16 protein-coding genes, 2 tRNA genes and 1 pseudogene are annotated in these 18,499 nt (G+C 58.0%); 8 read left to right on the top strand and 11 right to left on the bottom strand.

From position 1 onward, the window contains the following. Window positions 1-497: 497 nt before the first annotated feature. The 5 genes from KUD11_RS14020 to KUD11_RS14000 form a co-directional block, all read right to left on the bottom strand. Window positions 498-1,361 (bottom strand): ParB/RepB/Spo0J family partition protein, encoded by an 864-nt coding sequence (locus KUD11_RS14020; protein ID WP_181375236.1) that lies wholly within the window; start codon window positions 1,359-1,361, stop codon window positions 498-500. Between the two features lie 300 nt (window positions 1,362-1,661). Beyond that, window positions 1,662-3,080 carry a site-specific integrase gene (locus KUD11_RS14015; protein WP_181375237.1) on the bottom strand — a complete coding sequence of 473 codons (1,419 nt, stop codon included), beginning with the start codon at window positions 3,078-3,080 and terminating at the stop codon, window positions 1,662-1,664. Window positions 3,081-3,197: 117 nt separating this feature from the next. Beyond that, a tRNA-Ser gene (locus KUD11_RS14010) sits at window positions 3,198-3,287 on the bottom strand. Between the two features lie 313 nt (window positions 3,288-3,600). Further along, the gene (locus KUD11_RS14005; RefSeq protein ID WP_181375238.1) at window positions 3,601-4,884 is read right to left on the bottom strand and encodes a flavin monoamine oxidase family protein; all 1,284 of its coding nucleotides are present in this window, start codon (window positions 4,882-4,884) and stop codon (window positions 3,601-3,603) included. Between the two features lie 116 nt (window positions 4,885-5,000). Further along, on the bottom strand, window positions 5,001-5,216 hold the full coding sequence (locus KUD11_RS14000) for a GNAT family N-acetyltransferase (RefSeq protein WP_109384124.1): 216 nt from the start codon (window positions 5,214-5,216) through the stop codon (window positions 5,001-5,003). 912 nt (window positions 5,217-6,128) lie between these two features. Between KUD11_RS14000 and KUD11_RS13990 the strand changes: the two are divergent. Then, window positions 6,129-7,297 (top strand): annotated as a pseudogene (locus tag KUD11_RS13990) (IS3 family transposase). Window positions 7,298-7,316: 19 nt separating this feature from the next. Here KUD11_RS13990 and KUD11_RS13985 read toward each other — a convergent pair. From KUD11_RS13985 to KUD11_RS13960, 6 genes are all read right to left on the bottom strand, one after another. Next, on the bottom strand, window positions 7,317-7,514 hold the full coding sequence (locus KUD11_RS13985) for a hypothetical protein (protein ID WP_109384125.1): 198 nt from the start codon (window positions 7,512-7,514) through the stop codon (window positions 7,317-7,319). Between the two features lie 52 nt (window positions 7,515-7,566). Continuing rightward, a complete protein-coding gene (locus tag KUD11_RS13980; RefSeq protein ID WP_109384126.1) occupies window positions 7,567-8,271 on the bottom strand; it encodes a WbqC family protein in 705 nt (234 codons plus the stop codon). Window positions 8,272-8,294: 23 nt separating this feature from the next. Then, window positions 8,295-9,401, bottom strand: a complete 1,107-nt coding sequence (locus KUD11_RS13975; protein ID WP_109387763.1) for a DegT/DnrJ/EryC1/StrS aminotransferase family protein — start codon at window positions 9,399-9,401, stop codon at window positions 8,295-8,297. Window positions 9,402-9,411: 10 nt separating this feature from the next. Next, a complete protein-coding gene (locus tag KUD11_RS13970) occupies window positions 9,412-10,362 on the bottom strand; it encodes a glycosyltransferase family 2 protein (RefSeq protein ID WP_109384127.1) in 951 nt (316 codons plus the stop codon). Between the two features lie 21 nt (window positions 10,363-10,383). Next, window positions 10,384-11,154, bottom strand: a complete 771-nt coding sequence (locus KUD11_RS13965; RefSeq protein ID WP_109384128.1) for an FkbM family methyltransferase — start codon at window positions 11,152-11,154, stop codon at window positions 10,384-10,386. Between the two features lie 578 nt (window positions 11,155-11,732). Continuing rightward, window positions 11,733-11,822 (bottom strand) — tRNA-Ser (locus tag KUD11_RS13960). 240 nt (window positions 11,823-12,062) lie between these two features. On the opposite strand from KUD11_RS13960, the gene KUD11_RS13955 reads away from it, so the two are divergent. The 7 genes from KUD11_RS13955 to KUD11_RS13925 are packed head-to-tail and all read left to right on the top strand — an operon-like array spanning window position 12,063 to window position 18,474. Further along, on the top strand, window positions 12,063-12,950 hold the full coding sequence (locus KUD11_RS13955; RefSeq protein WP_109384129.1) for an SPOR domain-containing protein: 888 nt from the start codon (window positions 12,063-12,065) through the stop codon (window positions 12,948-12,950). A gap of 3 nt (window positions 12,951-12,953) precedes the next feature. After that, the gene (locus KUD11_RS13950) at window positions 12,954-14,135 is read left to right on the top strand and encodes a D-alanyl-D-alanine carboxypeptidase family protein (protein WP_397545221.1); all 1,182 of its coding nucleotides are present in this window, start codon (window positions 12,954-12,956) and stop codon (window positions 14,133-14,135) included. Then, window positions 14,132-14,779 (top strand): dTMP kinase, encoded by a 648-nt coding sequence (gene tmk, locus KUD11_RS13945; protein ID WP_224380253.1) that lies wholly within the window; start codon window positions 14,132-14,134, stop codon window positions 14,777-14,779. Before KUD11_RS13950 ends, tmk begins: the two co-directional genes overlap by 4 nt. Beyond that, complete coding sequence (locus tag KUD11_RS13940) at window positions 14,776-15,897, top strand: DNA polymerase III subunit delta' (RefSeq protein WP_109384131.1); 1,122 nt, start codon at window positions 14,776-14,778, stop codon at window positions 15,895-15,897. The genes tmk and KUD11_RS13940 overlap by 4 nt, the downstream gene beginning before the upstream one ends. Before the next feature lie 26 nt (window positions 15,898-15,923). Continuing rightward, window positions 15,924-16,730: a TatD family hydrolase gene (locus tag KUD11_RS13935; protein WP_109384132.1), complete on the top strand. Its 807-nt coding sequence runs from the start codon at window positions 15,924-15,926 to the stop codon at window positions 16,728-16,730. Further along, complete coding sequence (locus KUD11_RS13930) at window positions 16,727-17,539, top strand: MBL fold metallo-hydrolase (RefSeq protein ID WP_109384133.1); 813 nt, start codon at window positions 16,727-16,729, stop codon at window positions 17,537-17,539. The genes KUD11_RS13935 and KUD11_RS13930 overlap by 4 nt, the downstream gene beginning before the upstream one ends. A gap of 5 nt (window positions 17,540-17,544) precedes the next feature. Then, entirely contained in the window at window positions 17,545-18,474 is a 930-nt protein-coding gene (locus KUD11_RS13925; protein WP_109384134.1) for an AEC family transporter, read from the top strand. The last annotated feature ends 25 nt before the right edge of the window (window positions 18,475-18,499 follow it).

The following is an 18,499-nucleotide window of genomic DNA, read 5'->3' as shown; positions in this document are numbered from 1 at the left end:
CACTTCGGCGAGCGCCTTGAGACGTCCCACATGGGCAAGCCCTGTGAGACACTCAAGTGGTCGTGCCGATTGGCTGTTGCACTGTGTATTGGAAGGCGATAGCCACGAAAGCAAGGCAATCTTATGCAAAGTGGCATTGATAACAAGACCTTGCGGACTATCAACACGCAAGGAACACCACCCCGATGACTATCCAACTACCCTTTCTCCCCCCAGTCACACTGACGTTCATTCGCTATGACCCGCTACTGTCACCCTCCTGTCCAGCCGTAGAGCGCCTGAGGGGTCCAATGGGTGATGAACTGCGCCTGTCCGTGTGTTCGGCTTCGCTGTATGTGGCCCGCGCTGCACGGCCCCTCTAACAGCCCCTGTGGCCCTGCTATGGTACTGATGATCATAGCGGGGACACACCCCCCCTTAAAGCGGTGGGGGCAATCGCCGTCCTGCGCCGTTAGTAGTAAGCCCCTCAGATGTGTGACCCAAAATGAGGCCTGTTCTCATATGGATAACTCCGTCTGTGTTTGCGCCATCTCCACAACTTGCTTGAGCTGCGCGGGCGTCAAGTTCTCGGCCATCAGCGCAGCTAAAGTCAGCATGGCCTCAGCGTCACCACTGACCACCGCGCCACCCCAATGCTCCAACATGCGTCGCTGCCCCTGCCGCCCGGCCCTCTTGTCAATGACCATCGCTGCAGCGTCCCCGCACTTTTGAAACTCATCTCCGATAGACTTTCCCGCGACACTGTCGAATGCCGCCGCTCTTGCCTGCACCCACTCATCAGCATCCCAGTCTTTGTCCGTCCGCACCAAGCCCTTGAGCAATTCCACCGCCTCCAACCAAGTGTCTGGTAGAGTCTCCTCTGCTTCAATCAGCTGCAGTCGCGTCCGGCGCATCTTCGCTATCGTGCCGTCACCTGCCAGACGCAAAGCCACAATCTCGCTCTTGGAGTACACCAGTCCCTTTCCATCGCAGGTGCAGACGAAGCGCCACGCAGCGTTCTTTCGCTCCTGCGGTGTCATTGGAAGTCGGGTCTTGGCGTTTTCCTCAAGTGCCAGTTTGCGAGCCTCGCTTAGGCTGCACGAGTACACCTGCGCAGGCACCTTCCCGCGCCAGCCGAAACGCCTGTATGCTTCCAGCCTGTGGTGGCCGTCGATTACGACCAATGCCGATGTCTCTGGGTTTCGCCATAGCGTCATCGCGTCCAAAGGTTCGCCGGGCCTCAGGTGAGAGCGCAGTTCTTCCGCATGTGGCTCGAAAAGGTCTTCGTCACGAAACTGGAAGGTGCTGGTGTCGGTGCTTATGTCGCCAAGCGCCACAAGTGTAACTTTGGGCTTCTTAAGCCATTGTTTTGGAGTGGTCATTTGTTCTGGTCCGGTTGCTGTTGCTTGTTGAAACTGGTCCAGAACGCCTGTGCAATTTGCATGCCCCATAGTTGCATACGCAAGTGTCCCTCATGAGGCTTCACCTCGTCGACAAGACCAAGGGTAGCCCATGACAACCCAAGAAGCACTGTTGCGCCCCCGCAGACCTCAGAAGAGACCCACGGGGACACGAGACTGCGGACCAGTCAAAGGAGTGACTTGAGACGCTGGCATGGTTGCGTATGGCAGCATCTCGTCGTCGTTCTTCTCAATGGTGTCACCTTTCAAGCTCTCGGTCGCTCAGAAAGCTCCGAGGTATCCGCGTTCCTCCAGACCGTCCCAGATTGACTGCTGCGCATCGTGAAGCTGCTGCCGTTCGAGACCGTGGTCATAGGTGTTTGCCGAGCTTCGCCTGTCGTCGGTCCCGTCCCCCCAACCACCCAAGTCTCGGACCCGATCATCGGCCACACCAGCCCTCCGTGCTACGGTTCGCCACGTGTGTCGAAACGAATGCAGCGCCAGAACTCCGTCACTCTGTGCGCCAAGCCTCTGACGGCGGTACCGTGTGAACCACTGGGACAGCCCGTTCGCCTTCCCCGTTGATGGCTTCAATGACCACTCAGGAAACAGCCTTCGCTCGTCGTTGTCCAACTCAACCTGCAACTCCATAGCTACCCCTATCCGGTATCTCAGGAGGTCTTGTGCTTTGCTTGCCAGCGGGACGTGCCGGGTCGCGTTCATAGTCTTGCCCTTCACAATGTCGAAACCTGTGCCGTCCTCTGCCACGTCGCGCAGGGCGAGCGCCCCGATCTCGTCAGCCCTGCACCCAGTGACCAATAGCAGCCTTAGGATGTCGCCTTGTCGTGTTCCCCACTCTGGGTACCCTTCAAGCAGCTTCGTGACCTGTTCTGGCGCATAGATGGATCGCTTAGTTTCCTCTCTTCGCGAAGCTGCCTTCTTTGGCGTCCCTCCCGGCGCGACATCCCAAGGGTTCCTGATGGGCTTCCCTGAGCGGGTCTTAAGATACCCCTTGTCCCTGATAGCCCATGCCCACATCCCCCGCAGCAACGTGACATGCTTCGCCACCGTGCCTGCAGCTAAGCCTTTCTCAACAGGCAAGTACTCGATGCGGAACCTGAATGCTTGATCTGGCGTCACGTCTTGCAAGTGCGCTTGCTGGCCACCCAAGAATTCCCTGAGGTGTCGGACAGTCGAACGGACATTCAATGCAGTAGTCTTGGCCAGCGGATCAAACCCAAAGACGTTTCCCGGTTCGCGCTCAGTCAGGTACTTCTCCAGCGCATCCTGCAACGGCATCGCGCCTTTGAAGACCCTTGCCCCGAACGCCTTTGCCTCGCTGCCCTGCCCTGCCTTAGCTGCTGCCTCCAGCTGGTCAACAAGCACGTGGTCCATTCCCCCGCGTTCATCGTCGCTCGCGTCCGCCCGCATCTGCCGCCATTCTTCGGCGGCTTCTGGGGACAAGTCGATGATGCCGCCAATGCCACCTGCCGCCAGCGCCTCCGCTTCCAGCTGTCTGATCTGGCCAATCCTCACGTCCCGAATGCGCAATGCCTCAGCGTGTCCGCGCGTGTTCAGGCCCAGCGTGATCTCCCTGCCAAATGCCTTCCCTGTCCACGGGCTTTCCGTGCCGACAAGAGCCTCGGGTGTTGCCATACGAAGCGAATAGCCTTTGCCACGCGGCCTCTTGAGGTTCCGCATGTCAGCGCCTTCCGTTGGCGTTGGTGATAATCGCTTGGGTTTGTGGTCCGTCATGTACCACAAGATACCCTGTACCACAGGGTGCAACAACCAACAAAATCAATGACTTATGTATGGTGGCGGAGACGAAGGGATTCGAACCCTCGAGACCCTTCCGGGCCTACTCCCTTAGCAGGGGAGCGCCTTCGACCACTCGGCCACGTCTCCGCTGATCCGTTTAGAGATGTGATGTCTGAGAAACAAGGCAGAAATCGCCTTCGGTCAAAAAGAGTGCGCCAAGGGCTGTATTTTGAAAAGCGCAGGAGGTTATGGGGCTTTCTGAGCATGGGTGAGGTGGCTTGAGGCTGCGACTATCGGGGCGGGTTTCTGCGGCCTCAATGTCCCGGCCTCTGCAAAGCACCTAAGCGGGAGACCTGGCCCGCGCTCAAAGCTCCGAGGAGGGTTTGTGGATGGCGACCTGTCTCAAGTGGTTCATCTGACGCCTTTGCGAGATTAGTGAGCGCACGCCGCAGAAGCCGATCTACGTAATGCTCAGCGCGGCTGCCGCGCGGCCTGTCATCAGCGCGCCATGGGCGGTTCCGGGATACTCGTGCGATGTTGCCTCTCCGGCAAAGAACAAGCGGTCGTCCCAATCGCTGCCAAAGAGGGCCTTGCGCGTTTTGGACCGCGTGCCGACCGGCTGAAAGGAGTAGGCACCTTGGGCAAATGGGTCCTGTTGCCAGCGGCTGATCTGATAGCCGATAGGGTCGGGGATAGCGCTCCCAAACATCGACCGCAGCGCTGCCATCGCCGACGCGGCTGTGGCCTCATCCGACAGCTTTTCCAACGTCTGCGCAGAGGCCGCTGCGTTGAAGCCGACCAGCAAGGGAACGCCAGCCGCGCCGGAGAAATTCGTGAATTCTGTCCAATGTCCCGGCGTGTCGTCCTGCCAATCGCCGAGGTAATTGATCCAGTCAAAGCCCTCTGGCCAAAACGCGGCATCAAACCGCAGCCAGCATTTGTTGAGCAGACCCATTTCCAGCCGGTTGATAGCCTTTTGCCGCTTTTTCTTCAGAGGCGCGCCAAACTGAATATCCCCTGATTTCAACACGCCCAGCGGCAGGGTCATGATGACCTTATCCGCGAAATAGCTCTCACGCGTCGTCTCCAGACGCACACCGTCACCCGACGGCTCAAGCCGCAACACGGGCTCGCCCAGATGAATGTCCAGACCTTCGGCAAGATGCGCGATCAGCGGCGCATAGCCCGTCTGCATCACCGCATCACCACCGGGAAAATCATCCCCGTCATCATAGTACCACGCCGACAGCCGCGCCCAATCACCCGAATACTCATGCTCAACGCTGGTATGGAGGGCCAAGCGCAAAAGCTTGCGCCGCTCCGGCGAAAGCGCCAGCCACCCGGTGGATTGCTCCACGGCGGCTTTCAGTGACATATCGTCGTCATTGTCATCAATGGCGTCGCGCGCCTTCTCGATAAGCGTCTCGATTTCCTCAAGTGCTGCAATATAGTCGATCTTGCGGCCCGTTGCGTCAAAGGCGACCGCATTTTCAGAGCTGGTGGGGAACTGCTTTATGCCGAGCGTCTCGGTCAGCTCCGTCAGAGGATTGCCCGTCACCCCGTGAATCCAGCTTGCCCCCATATCAACGGGCAGGTCGGGCCAAAGATCACTCGTCCAAGCGCGCCCCCCGATCCTGTCTTTCGCCTCGATAACTGTGGCCGGCATGCCGACCTCCGCAAGAGCGCGCGCCGCACCGAGGCCACAGAAACCTGCCCCCAGGATGATAATCTTCTGGTCAGGCATGGGGGCGCTCCTTGTGGGGCATAACAAATTGTATTTCATGCATAATGCACGGGGCCAGCCGTGCTTGTCTACGCAATACCGGCCGGGCCTGCGTGTTCTGCCACAGTTGACAGGTTTCAGGCCATAACGCGTACCAGACGTCGGCTCTGGCTGCCCGTCGGAAGCTCACTGGCCGTAGCAAAGCCAAGCCCATCGTAAAGCTTCATCGCAGCATGTGCATCAATGCTGGCGTCCAATTCGAGCCGTGTGAACCCCAGATTGAGGGCATGCGCGATACCGTTTGACATGATCTTTTTTGCGATACCTTGGCCGGTAAAGTTCCGGGAGAACACTCACATTGCATATAAAGCCGGTGCCGTGATGCGCAGTATCGAAATATGCGGCAACGAGCCCGACCAGGAGCGTTTCGCTCCAGACTTCGAACCTAATAGCGTTGGCGTGCAGCTTTCTGGCATAAGTGTGCAAACCTGTTTGTGTACTCAACGGAAGAGCGAAAATTTTATTATACGCGGCAAGATGGTTCAGAATATCTTCTTCGCTTGCCAGATTTTGGGTGTAGGTCAGAATTTAAGCAAAGATAACTTTGCTGCTCCAAGCCCGTATCGGCCAAATGCATTGCGTTGTAGAGCATATAGGGCTCGTCTGGTGAAGCGGTTAAGTGTTGGTAGCATTGCATCTCGCAATCCAACGTTTCAGGCTCTGTTTCGAACCCCAATGCGGTGTCATCCCGCACCCAAGTGATCAGGTCATCACTTTGTGCATAGCCGATGCGATATCCCTTTGTGGGACCGGTTCGAAACCTGTGCACGTCCTGATAACAGAAAATAATGTGATAGCAGCCACCAAAAACAGCTCACGCAGGGAGGGGCCCAGGATTGAGCCGGGGCCGACACGCGGCGGTTCCAGCCGCATGTATAGCCCCAGACTGTAAGCGTCCGGCCTGACTGCTCTGCCGCGCATAGAGAGTGATCGATAGTGTCTACTTAGGATAGCGGACACTATGGAGCAAAGGATGGCGCGTCGAACGAAGCGGCTTTGGACGGATGAAGAGAAGCGGTCGATCTGCTTTCAGACGACGGCAGCGGGTGTTTCGGTGGCGCAGTTTGCCCGCCGCTATGCGATGAACGCAAACATGATCTTCAAGTGGTTACGTGATCCCCGGTATGCGCCTGACCCCACATTGGACCTGTCACGGTTTGATGCCGCTCCTTTGATAGCATTTATTGCAACAAAGGAGACTGACTATAGGACTGAAACGGACGGACGAATTCCGCCAGGATGCGGTGCGTATCGCACTGACCAGCGGGCTAACGCGTAAGCAGGTGGCCCATGACCTTGGCGTTGGGATGTCGACGCTGAACAAATGGATCACAGCACACCGAGATACCGATGTGGTTTCGAAAGAGGATTTGAGCCTCGCCCAAGAGAATGATCGGCTTCGACGTGAGAACCGCATTCTCAAGGAGGAGAGGGAAATCTTAAAAAAAACAACGCAGTTCTTCGCGGGCCAAAAGCCATGAGGTTCAAGTTCATCGAAGAACAAGCAGGCAGCTTTCCAACAGATCGGTTGTGCCATGTCATGGATGTCAGTTCGCGCGGCTTGCGTGCGTTCCGCAACCGCCCTGCCAGCCGCAGGCAACGTTCTGATTTGGTAACGCTGGCGCATATCAAAGAGCAGTCGCGTCTCAGTCTGGGCAGCTATGGCAGGCCGCGCATGACTGCAGAGCTGAAAAAGATCGGCCTGAACGTGGGTCACCGCAGCGTCGGACGACTGATGCGCCAGAACAGCATATCCGTGGTGAGAACCCGCAAACACAAGGTCACCACGGACAGTGACCACAAGTTCAACATCGCCCCAAACCTGCTGGATCGGGACTTCAAAGCTGATGCGCCAAATCAGAAGTGGGCTGGTGACATCAGCTATGTCTGGACCATTGCCCGGCAGTCGTTTGCTTGCAAACGATGAGAGGGGCGTGAGGGATGGCTGTATCTGGCCGTGATCCTCGACCTGCATTCAAGGCGCGTGATTGGTTGGGCGGTCTCGAACCGGATGAAACGGGACCTCGCAATCCGGGCATTGGAGATGGCCATCGCATTGCGGCAACCGCCCAAAGACTGCATCCATCACACGGACCGTGGATCGCAATACTGTTCGCACGATTACCAGAAGATCCTACGCAAGCACGGCTTCAAGGTATCGATGAGCGGCAAGGGTAATTGCTATGACAACGCGGCCGTCGAGACTTTCTTCAAAACCAACACGGCCGAACTGATCTGGCGGCATACTTGGGAAACGCGGCGGAAGGCTGAGATGGCGATCTTAGAATACATCAATGGCTTCTACAATCCGCGCCGCCGTCATTCAGCACTGGGCTGGCAAAGCCCTGTCGCCTTCGAGCGAAAGGTCGCTTAAACGAGCACTTGGGGCGGCACTAAAGCGTGACAGGTCCAACACGAAGAACTGAAGAGAAGTCCTTTTCCATGTTGGCGTATGAAACATAGCTGCGAAAGGTTTCGTTATCAGGCTCGATTGATCCGGTGCAGAAATAGACCCGGATGAAGTCGTTAAACTCCAGCGCCTGAGGGCTTTGGGCAAACTCTCTACAGGCGTCTGCCAGCGTGTAATCCATAGGACTAAAGACCTTGCCGAGTTTTTCCTATTTAAGCGGTGGCCTGGAACTATCAATCAGCGAGTTTGTATTCCTTTAGCAGTACATTCGACGTGTGGTTCTGACCATTAAACATCAGCACATCAAGAACCGAAAGTGCCGGGACGAAATCTGCGCCAAATTGGGTGTAGGTCGCAAGCTGCGGTTCAAGAAAGCGCAGATCAAGCCCGCGCGCGCGGAACTCCTCTGCTTCGTAGAGGGCGCGGCCGCCGGGGGGATTAATGTAGCCTGTGGCCTGAAGGCGTGTGCAGATGTCGATAGCTCTGTCTGCATTGCGCAGATTCGATGCGCCCACTTCAATCTCCGACGATATTCTGACAGGTGTCAGGATACTTAGATGTGCGCAGGTGAGACGAAGAGAATTCTGAATGTAATCAAATAGATTGCCTGCGGAGTATGAAACAATTTCCGTAATGAGGGGCATAGTTTCTGCGAAGAAGGGTGCCTTGCGGTAGGCCCCTTCGATTTGGGAGCACAGCTTCTTTCTATCAAAGGACTCAGAAAGCTGGCGGTCTACCACGTCTAGATAGTCAGATCCCTTCTTGAGTGGGATCGAAAATACTGCCGCTTCACCGTTTCGCAACAGGCGATTTCGATTTATCCAGCCCTTTTTAGTATATTGGATCGTGTCATAAACAACAAAAACATCTGCTGCCTTGATCAGTTGGAAATATCCAAGATAGGGCAGGAAATAAGGTTGCATGATCGCGGCTTGCATAGGGGGCTCTCTCACGCGGTATCTTATGTGGGCCGAAGAAGATCAACAATCCGGGACATATCTGCCGTGCTCAGGTCTGGATAGATTGGCAGACAGAGCACTTGATCTGCAATAGATTTCGAGATGGGTAGATTTTCTGGTTTGGCGGACGGCAAATCTTTGTACATGTCGAAGTCGGTGATCAAAGGATAAAAATAGCGTCGTGGGTGAACACCTTTGCTTTTCATCCAGTGATACAGCTCATCGCGATGCATATGATAATCTGGTCGCACTAGAATAGGAAAATAGGCGTGGTTTGGCCGGGTTCCACCCAGGCTAGGTGCAGGATAGTCGAGCCCTTTAATCGTGTCGATCTCTCTGCGGAAGTGGGTAGATATTTCCGCACGGCGGTTGATGACGCCGTCGATATGCTTGAGTTGCAAGAGGCCAAATGCGGAGTTGATCTCACTCATCTTGCCGTTGATACCGGTTGCAACAACACTGGTTTCACCCTGGTGGCCAAAGTTCTTGAGCTTGTCGATTTTATCTTTCATTTCAGGCGTCTTGCTGATGATAGCCCCGCCTTCAAAAGTATTGAACACCTTTGTCGCATGCAGGCTGAGCGTCGACAAATCACCGTAATTCAAAATACTCCCTTGTGCATCTTCGACCCCAAACGCATGTGAGGCATCATATATCAGCTTTAGGTTGTGTCGCTTTGCGATGTCGGCAAATTCCGCTACGCGGGCAACGTTTCCATAACAGTGCACCGGCAAAATTGCTTTGGTACGTGGCGTGATCGCGGCCTCAACCTTTTCAGGGTCCAAGTTCATGCTGTCTGCTTCAATATCTACAAAGACCGGGGTTTGACGGGTCCACAAAACAGCATGTGAGGTGGCCACAAATGAAAACGGAGTGGTGATGACTTCACCATCGGTTTCCATCGCCTGAAGGGCGGTCACCAAGGCAATAGTCCCGTTGTTGAAAAGAGAGATTTGAGGAACGCCAAGATATTCTGCCAACTGTCTTTCGAGCTCTTGGTGGAATGGCCCGCAGTTCGACAAAACTCCAGTGTCCCATATGTCCTGCAAGTAGGGTGTGAAGTCCTCAAGTGGCGGAAGAAACGGTTTGGTTACGAAGATATCATCCATCATGGTGGCCTTAACCTCCGAGCAGTTTGTTTTTAACGGAACGGCGCCAAAGCGTGAACAACTGGCGCGGAGACATTTCTCGCAGTTGTGTTTCGAAGTGCTGTATTATTTGATCTGCGGGCAGATCGTGTAGGAGCGACCCGCTATGTTGTAGCATCGCATTGAAGGCTGCGGTGGCGGCCTCAGGGTCGGATTGTTCCTCGTGGTATGCAGCAAGGTGCATATGCGCAACCGCTGTCATGCTGTTTTGCCGTTCGGGTGTCTTCATGGAAAGCAAACCATCGGGACGGATGCGATAGAAAGCGGGCTTTAGATTGCTTAGGTAGCGCCCGCCACCATGATACCCCAACATCCCCCAGACCATGAGATCTCCAATTGTGGCCGTGTTTGTAAACAGCGAGCCTTTGGTGCCACGAAATACGTTTCGAAAGCAGGCCGTGAGCGTGTTGATCGGCGGCGCTTTCTTCAATGCCGCTGGGGATAGGTCGTGCGTAATGCCTCCCAAATACGGCACCGGGTCGCCAACCTCTGAAATGCCTTGGGCAGGGCCATATGTAAGAACGACGTCCGGCTCAGCATCGAGAGCAGCTGCTTGTGTAGCCAACTTGTGTGGGTCGCACCAGTAATCGTCGCCGTCGCAAAATGCGATGTATTTGCCTGCGGCATCGGGAATTAAATATGCTGAATAGGGATTCACGCCCTTGGAGTACTGATTTACGGTCTGAAGAACTGTCCGAAAGATTGTCGGGTGCCGAGCGGCATAGTCGCGAATGATATCGGCTGTGCCGTCTGTCGAGGCATCGTCATGGATCAAAACCTCGATGCGGAAATCAGAAACCTGATCCAAAAAGCCTTCAATGCATTGAGCGATATAGTCTTGATGGTTGAAGGTAATAGCGCAAATTGAGACCTTGACTGGTTCATCAGCGGAAAATTCACGGTCACGGAGTTGCGCCGTCATTGCGATGTACCCCTAAATTTATCAGTCATAAGCTTTGGACGCTATATCAAGCTGCGTGCCCTTCCGAACGAAGACGGCTTCGATCAACCACAACACACCGTTTTCTGGGAGTCTATTCAGGTCTGTGATGTCGAATAGTCGATACCCAAGTGACTCCATTTTTGCAAATACAGCGTTTGCTGTGTTGGGATATGTTGGACAAGCTACAGTCGCTTCGATCAGTAAAATCTGAGCCTGTGCGAGCGTTTCAGGCGCGCCCTCGCAAACGTTCAGATCCAAGCCTTCTGCATCAATTTTTACGATATCCGGCGCCCCAAAGGCGGACTCAGCCATCGCTGTATCGAGCCTGCATATTGCGACCTCACCCCGGGTGAGACCCTGACCCTCTGCTTCGCTCGCGGAGTAGATGAAACTAGAACTATCGTCTCGCCCGTGGATGGTAAAGGGTGCAGTGCCATCAAAATCGCCAACGCCTTTGTAGTGAAGCTCTATGCGTGGGTCGCGTGCCAGATCTGTATGTTTGTCTGCCAACATATTTTGTGGTTCAAAGGCGCTGATATTAGCATCTGGAAAGGCGGCACGAGCTGTGCGGGTCCAGTTTCCATGATTGGCGCCTATGTCCACGATATGAGTGGGGGCAAAATCTAGCGACGCAAGCGTGCTAAACAGTCTGCCGGTTGGTGAAGAGAGAAGCTGTTGCCGTTTGTCGTGCTCGGTCAAGCGATGAGCACCTTGTGTTGTATTTTGCAACGCCAAAGCATTGCATACGCGTTTCTTGAAGATACGGAACATTTTCAGCCAATCTCTAAGTCATATCTCTGCGATATCTCCAGAGCCTTAACGCAAGGCCAGCGAAAGATATACGTCCCTTTGACGATAGGAGGTGATATGTGGCGTTTCATCTTTCAGGTCAAGCTTGTGTCAGAGTCGGCTCATGTGTGAACCAGATGACTCCAAGCTTAATCAGATTTAAAAGGCTTGCCGTTAAACAGCATCGCACTGCGCCCGCAGAAAATAGACCCCTTTTCTTCCGGGCGCAATGGTTCGGACAAGGTTGTTTAGCCAAGGTGACAGGGGCGGGGCAACCTCAAAGCCAATTCCAGACCGGGTGTCTTGAGAAAACGAAAGAAGGTTACTCCTGTTTCAAACCAACAGATATTTTGTGCGGCTTGAACACCATCTAGCATTCTAGCCGTGGTCGCATCGCCGCGCAGCTTGTCTGATATGTTAGCTAAATTTGAATTTAATGGGTTATGAAGTGTTAAACGCTTCAAGCGCGCCGCTTTATAGAGACAGAGCCTGCGTGGTTCAGGATTACGCTGCGCAGCAAAGCAGCTGAAATTAAATAACGATAATTAAACAATGCTCAGTGGCGGAGGAGGTGGGATTCGAACCCACGGTAGACTTTCACCTACGTCGGTTTTCAAGACCGGTGCATTCGACCACTCTGCCACTCCTCCGCGTAAACTGTCCCTAGCGTGGCCTGAGCGATTCTGAAAGTGTTGTCTGATGTGGTGCTTTGGGGCCCGAAAGAAGGGGAATTCCGCCGAATGATTGTCTGCGGACTTTTCTTGGCTATGGGTTGCAGCTATGATCTGTCTGCGCGCGCAATTTGGTGTGACGATAACAGGCCGGGCCAACCGGCGGAGCGGGGTCCTAAAATGGGCTTTCATTAGAGGTTAAAGGCAAGGGGCAGGGGCATGACAACTCTACAACTGGGCTACAGGCAGGGGCGTGTCGCGCTGTTGTGCAGCGCCGCTGTGATGGCTTTGGCGGGCTGTCAGGGCCTAGAGGGCGCGTTTCAAACCCGCCCCGAGGCACAGGCGAACGCGGCTGATACATTGTCGACCCGTCTGGTCGAGCGCGACGTCGAAGCGCCTGATGTGTTCCAGAAAACCGATATGGGTCTCTGGGACGGGCGGCCGTCGCTTGGCGGTGTCTGGGTAGCCCATCCTGATGTGATCGAGCCTGAGCGGGTGATCATCCGCAACACGGCCAATTCCAAATTCGTGATCGGCGCGCTGTTCAAGCGCGAGCGATCTGCACCCGGCCCGGCATTTCAGATGTCATCGGATGCCGCCGCAGCCCTCGGGATGCTCGCGGGCGCGCCAGGTCAGCTCAACGTGACCGCGCTGCGCCGTGAGGCCGCCCCGGCCCCCACGCCCGAAGGTGAGCTCGCGCCAGAAGCTGAGGCGCTGACCCCCGCAGAGATTGAAGCCACCACGCTTGATCCGGTGGCCGGGGCCGCCGCCGCCGCGATTGAAAGCGCCGAGATTGACGACAGCACGGCCACAGCCGACCCGACACCGGCGACGGCTCCTGCCGCGGCCCCCGCACCTCGCGCGGCCAGCAGCCTCACGCGGCCCTTCATCCAGATCGGCATTTTCAGCGTTGAGCAAAACGCCAACAACACCGCCACCGCGATGCGACAGGCGGGTATGGTGCCGACCGTGATCAAGCAATCCTCGCAAGGCAAGACTTTCTGGCGTGTGGTTGTCGGCCCCGCCACCTCGACCTCCGAGCGTGCGGCGCTTTTGAAGAAAATCAAGGGCGTGGGCTTTGACGATGCCTATGCTGTGACCAACTAGGCCATGAAACGGGAGCTGCCCATGTTCCGCACTTTGAAAGCGGGTCTTGCCGCATTGATCCTCGCCAGCGCCGCCCCGGCCCAGGCGTTTGAGACAGAGGCAGGCTCGGCCTTTGTGATGGATGTTGGTACGGGCACAGTGCTTCTCAACAAGAACGCGGATGTGCCTTTGCCGCCTGCGTCCATGTCCAAGCTCATGACGCTTTATGTGACGTTTGAGGCGATCCGCGATGGGCGGCTCAGCCTTGATGAGAAGCTGCCGGTATCTGAGCACGCGATGAGTTTTGGCGGCTCGACCATGTTTCTCGACACCACCGACCGGGTCAGCGTCGAGGATCTTCTGCGCGGCATTATCGTGCTGTCCGGCAATGACGCTTGCGTGGTTTTGGCCGAGGCGCTGAGCCCTGATGGAACCGAGGCGGGCTTTGCGCGCCTCTCAACCCAGCGCGCGCAGCAGATGGGGATGACAAGCTCCGTCTTCACCAATTCCAGCGGATGGCCCGAAGCGGGCCACCGGATGAGCATGCGTGATCTGGCCTTGCTGGCGCGCCGGATCATTGAGGACTTTCCCGAATATTACCCGATGTTCGCCGAGACGGAGTTCGCCTTTGACGGGCGCGCGCCGCAAAATACGCGTAACCGCAATCCGCTCTTGGGTTTGAACATCGGCGCGGACGGGCTCAAGACGGGGCACACGCGCGAGGCGGGCTTCGGCCTTGTCGGCTCGGCGGCGCAGGACGGGCGGCGGGTGATTTTCGTGATCTCCGGCATTGAGACGGCAGCAGGCCGCGCGCGCGAGGCCGAGGCGATTGTGTCTTGGGCCTTTCGCCAATTCACCGAGAACCGGCTGATAACAAGCGGTGCGGAGCTTGCCCGCGCCGATGTGTGGATGGGAGAAAAAACGCAGGTGCCGCTTGTGGCGGCGCAGGATGTGACCATGCTTTTGCCTGTGCTGGGCGGAGAGACTGTGCAGGCCGAGGTGATCTATGCCGGGCCGTTCGAGGCCCCCATTGCGGCGGGCGACCGTCTGGCGGAATTGGTGATCCGTCCGGAAGGTCTGCCCGAGGCGCGCGTGCCGCTTCTGGCGGGCACGGATGTAGCGCGGGGCGGATTTGGTGTACGGCTCAAAACCGTGTCCAACCTTCTGCTCAAGCGGCTGCAACAGGGGCCCGAGGGCGCGCTTTGACAGTGTCTTCGCCTGCGGCTGATCCTAAATCGGGCGTGTTCATTTCCTTTGAGGGTATCGACGGCTCCGGTAAATCCACCCAAGCGCGCCGTCTCCACGCGGCGCTTGAGGCCGAGGGGCGCGCCACGATCCTCACGCGTGAGCCGGGGGGCAGTTCGGGTGCGGAAGAGATCCGCGCATTGGTGCTTGAGGGGGCCGCCGACCGTTGGTCGCCCGAGACGGAGCTTCTTCTTTTTACCGCCGCGCGGCACGACCATCTGGAGCGCACGATCCAGCCCGCTCTGGCAGCGGGGCAGGTGGTGATTTGTGACCGGTTTGCCGACAGCACGCGGATGTATCAGGGCTTGCGTGGCGAAGATATCCGCGCGCAGGTCGATGCGCTCCATGATCTGATGATCGGGCAAGAGCCGGATGTGACCGTTTTGATCGACATTGATCCCAAGGCGGGTCTGGAACGCGCCCTTGGGCGCGGGGCCGGGGAGGAGCGGTTTGAGTCTTTTGGGCTGGGCCTGCAAGAGCGGCTGCGCGCCGGGTTTCTTGAGCTTGCCCGCGCCCATCCGCGCTTTGAGGTTGTGGACGGCACTGGCTCCGAGGCAGATGTGGCCGCCCGTGTGCGCAAAGCCTTGAAGGCGCGCGGGATATGAGCGACGCGCCTGAGCCGGACCGCCTTGAAGGCGCGCCCCATCCGCGCGACACGCCCCGCCTGATCGGGCAGGACGCGCACGAGGCGGCCTTCCTTGAGGCTTACGGCGCCGAGCGGTTGCACCACGCGTGGCTGATCACTGGACCGCGTGGCGTGGGCAAGGCGACGCTCGCATGGCGTATCACGCGGTTTTTGCTGGCCACGCCAATGGATGAGACGGGCGGCATGTTTGACGCGCCCGTGCACACGTCGCTCGGGGTGGACCCCGAGCATCCGGTCGCGCGCCGTGTGGCCGCCGGGGCGGAACCTGGCCTTTTCCACATCCGCCGGAGTGTGAACGATAAAACCGGGCGGCTGCGTGATCAGATCGTGGCCGATGACGTGCGCGCATTGGGGCAGTTCCTGCATCTCAGCGCCGCCGATGGGGGCCGCCGCGTGGTGATCATCGACGCCGCCGATGAAATGAACACCCAAGCTGCCAACGCGCTTCTGAAAATGTTGGAAGAGCCGCCTGCGCGCACAACTTTGCTGCTGATCTCGCACCAGCCCTCAGGGCTCTTGCCCACGATCCGCTCGCGCTGCCGGGTGTTGCGCCTTGCCCCCCTCGGGGCCGATGATATGGCCGCCGCACTGGCTCAGGCCGAGGTCGCTTTGCCAGAGACTCGTGCGGCGCAAGAGGCGCTTGCCGTTCTGGCGGATGGCTCGGTCGGCACGGCGGTGCAGATGACGCTCCAAGGCGGGCTTGAGATCTACGCCGAGATCATTGGCCTCTTTGCGCAATTGCCGCAGATTGATCGGCCCCGCGCGTTGGCGCTGGCCAATGCGGCGGCAGGGCGTGGCGCAGAGCAAAAGCTCGACCTGCTGATCGCGCTGATTGATCTCTTTCTGGCCCGCGCCGCGCGCACGGGTACAACGGGCACCCCCCCCAGCCCCGAGGCGGCACCGGGCGAGGCGGCGTTGCTCGCACGCATCGCACCGAGTGTGGCCGAGGCGCGCGCCTATGCCGATTGTGGTGCCGATACGCTGGCGCGTGTGCGTCGCGGCAGGGCGGTGAACCTTGACCCTGCGGCCCTCGTCCTAGATACCGTATTCAACATTCAAAAGACGGCGGCGGGCTGATCCTGCCCCATGCTGGCGGGGCCAATATGCGCGACATGATCCAGATCACAGACAGCCATTGCCACCTTGATTTCCCCGATTTCGCAGAGGAGCTTCCAGCCGTGGTGACACGCGCCGTAGACGCAGGCGTCACGCGGATGGTCACGATCTGCACCAAGCTGCGCTGCGAGCCTCAGGTGCGTGCGATTGCCGAGGCGCATGGCCCTGTGTTCTATGCCGCAGGCACCCACCCTATGAGCGTGGCAGACGAGGGTGTTGTGGCGCTGGAGGCGCTTGTGACCTTGGCCGCGCATCCCAAATTTGTCGGCATTGGCGAGACGGGGCTTGATTACCACTATACCGCCGAGAGCGCCGCCGTGCAGCGTGAAAGCCTGCTTGTGCATATCGAGGCCGCGCGCCGGACGGGCCTGCCTTTGATCATCCATGCCCGCGCCGCCGATGACGATATGGCAAAGATCCTGCGTGAGGAGCATGCGGCGGGCGCGTTTTCTTGCGTCATGCACTGTTTTTCGTCCTCGCCCGCATTGGCGGAGGCGGCGCTGGACCTTGGGTTTTATCTGTCGATGTCGGGTATCGCCACCTTCCCCAAATCCGCAGAGCTGCGCGAGATTTTCGCCGCCGCCCCGGTGGAGCGCATCTTGGTGGAGACCGACGCGCCCTACCTTGCGCCGCCCCCCTATCGCGGCAAGCGCAACGAGCCTGCTTATACGGTTCATACCGCGCAAAAAGGGGCCGACGTGTTCGGCATGGACTGGGCTGATTTCGCAGCCCAGACGCAGGCAAATTTTGACCGGCTTTTTTGGAAGGCTGCGGCCTATGAGGGGGCATCATGACGTCCAATGCAGTCTCTGAGCGCCGCTTCACTATACTTGGCTGCGGCTCGTCGGGCGGCGTTCCGCGCCTTGGCGGGCTTTGGGGCGATTGCGACCCGAATGAGCCGCGCAATCGTCGCCTGCGCTGCTCCATGATGATCGAGCAAGAAGGGCCGGGCGGCATCACTCGCGTGTTGATCGACACCTCGCCCGATATGCGCCAACAGCTTTTGACCGCAGGGGTCGGCACGCTGGATGCGGTGCTCTTCACGCATGGGCATGCGGACCATGTCCACGGGTTGGATGATCTGCGCATGGTCGTCTTCAACCGGCGCGAGCGGCTGCCTGTCTGGGCCGATGGCGATACGCAGAACAAGCTCTTTTCCAGCTTTGGATATGCGTTTGTGCAGCCCGAAGGCTCACCCTATCCGCCAATTCTCAACATGCATACGATCAACGGCGACGTAACGATTGAGGGCGCAGGCGGGGCGATTGTGCTGACGCCTTTTGAGGTCAATCACGGTTCAATCGACGCGCTTGGCTTTCGCGTGGGCGATATCGCCTATCTGCCTGATGCGGCGGAAATTCCCGAGGATGTCTGGCCGGTTCTCGACGGGCTGGATACGTGGATCGTTGACGCTCTGCGCCGCACGCCACATCCCAGCCACGCGCATCTGGAGCGCACGCTGGAATGGATCGCGCGCGCCGCTCCCAAAGCGGCCGTGCTGACCAATATGCATGTGGATATGGATTATCGCACGCTGGAGGCCGAACTGCCCGAGACCGTGCGCCCGGCCTATGACGGCATGGTGCTGCGGGTGGCACTCTAACCCCTATGCAAGCGCTTCTGGACGTCATCTTGCCGGTTTTCGTCGTGATCGGCGCGGGCTACCTCGCAGTCTGGAAGGGCTGGTTCAGCGAGGCGGGCGTCGATGGGCTCATGCGGTTTACGCAGAATTTCGCGATCCCCTGCCTGCTTTTTCTCGCACTCACCCGGCTTGATCTGGGGCAGGTCTTTGACTGGCGCTTGCTCACCGCCTTTTACACAGGTGCGTTTGGCGGTTTCTGTTTGGGCCTTCTTGGTGCGCGCTTTATCTTTGGGCGCGGATGGGAGGATTCCATCGCCATCGGGTTTTGTTGCCTCTTCTCCAACTCGGTTCTCTTGGGCCTGCCCCTGACCGAGCGGGCTTATGGGGCAGACGCGCTGAGTGCGAACTTCGCCATCATCGCGCTCCATTCGCCGTTTTGCTATGGCGTTGGCATCACCGCGATGGAGCTTGCCCGCGCGCGCGGCGCGCCCGGCGGACAGGTGGCGGTAAAAGTGCTCAAGGCGATGTTCTCTAACGCGCTGATCATCGGTATCGTGCTTGGCCTTATGGTGAACCTCAGCGGGCTGCCCTTGCCGGAGTTTCTGCGCGACGGGTTCACGCTTTTGGCGGCGGCGGCTCTTCCGGCGGCGCTCTTTGGCCTTGGGGGGGTGCTGGTGCGCTACCGTCCCGAGGGCGACCTGCGCGTCATCCTCTATGTCTGCGCGGTGGCACTCGTGGCGCATCCGGCGATCACACTGACCCTCGGAGGGGCGCTTGAAGTGAGCGATGCCGCCATGCGCTCGGCCGTGATCACCGCGGCCATGTCACCGGGGGTGAATGCCTATATCTTCGCCAATATGTATGGCGCAGCGCGGCGGGTAGCGGCCTCGGCGGTGCTGATCGGCACAGCGCTCTCGGTGCTGAGCGCTTGGGTCTGGCTGGGCCTTCTGCCCTAAGGGCATTCTTTCCAAACGACCCTAG

The organism is Roseovarius carneus, from assembly GCF_020141465.1.
Taxonomy (GTDB): domain Bacteria; phylum Pseudomonadota; class Alphaproteobacteria; order Rhodobacterales; family Rhodobacteraceae; genus Roseovarius; species Roseovarius carneus.
Note: the sequence above shows the minus strand (reverse complement) of the source record. Positions and strands in the feature narration are given on the sequence as shown.

What these genes read in the sequence shown, in the direction of transcription:
- KUD11_RS14020 (WP_181375236.1), bottom strand. Translation starts at nt 1,361, where the DNA reads ATGACCACTCCAAAACAATGGCTTAAGAAGCCCAAAGTTACACTTGTG.
- KUD11_RS14015 (WP_181375237.1), bottom strand. Translation starts at nt 3,080, where the DNA reads ATGCGGAACCTCAAGAGGCCGCGTGGCAAAGGCTATTCGCTTCGTATG.
- KUD11_RS14005 (WP_181375238.1), bottom strand. Translation starts at nt 4,884, where the DNA reads ATGCCTGACCAGAAGATTATCATCCTGGGGGCAGGTTTCTGTGGCCTC.
- KUD11_RS13985 (WP_109384125.1), bottom strand. Translation starts at nt 7,514, where the DNA reads ATGGATTACACGCTGGCAGACGCCTGTAGAGAGTTTGCCCAAAGCCCT.
- KUD11_RS13980 (WP_109384126.1), bottom strand. Translation starts at nt 8,271, where the DNA reads ATGCAAGCCGCGATCATGCAACCTTATTTCCTGCCCTATCTTGGATAT.
- KUD11_RS13975 (WP_109387763.1), bottom strand. Translation starts at nt 9,401, where the DNA reads ATGGATGATATCTTCGTAACCAAACCGTTTCTTCCGCCACTTGAGGAC.
- KUD11_RS13970 (WP_109384127.1), bottom strand. Translation starts at nt 10,362, where the DNA reads ATGACGGCGCAACTCCGTGACCGTGAATTTTCCGCTGATGAACCAGTC.
- KUD11_RS13965 (WP_109384128.1), bottom strand. Translation starts at nt 11,154, where the DNA reads ATGTTCCGTATCTTCAAGAAACGCGTATGCAATGCTTTGGCGTTGCAA.
- KUD11_RS13955 (WP_109384129.1), top strand. Translation starts at nt 12,063, where the DNA reads ATGACAACTCTACAACTGGGCTACAGGCAGGGGCGTGTCGCGCTGTTG.
- KUD11_RS13950 (WP_397545221.1), top strand. Translation starts at nt 12,954, where the DNA reads ATGAAACGGGAGCTGCCCATGTTCCGCACTTTGAAAGCGGGTCTTGCC.
- KUD11_RS13940 (WP_109384131.1), top strand. Translation starts at nt 14,776, where the DNA reads ATGAGCGACGCGCCTGAGCCGGACCGCCTTGAAGGCGCGCCCCATCCG.
- KUD11_RS13935 (WP_109384132.1), top strand. Translation starts at nt 15,924, where the DNA reads ATGCGCGACATGATCCAGATCACAGACAGCCATTGCCACCTTGATTTC.
- KUD11_RS13930 (WP_109384133.1), top strand. Translation starts at nt 16,727, where the DNA reads ATGACGTCCAATGCAGTCTCTGAGCGCCGCTTCACTATACTTGGCTGC.
- KUD11_RS13925 (WP_109384134.1), top strand. Translation starts at nt 17,545, where the DNA reads ATGCAAGCGCTTCTGGACGTCATCTTGCCGGTTTTCGTCGTGATCGGC.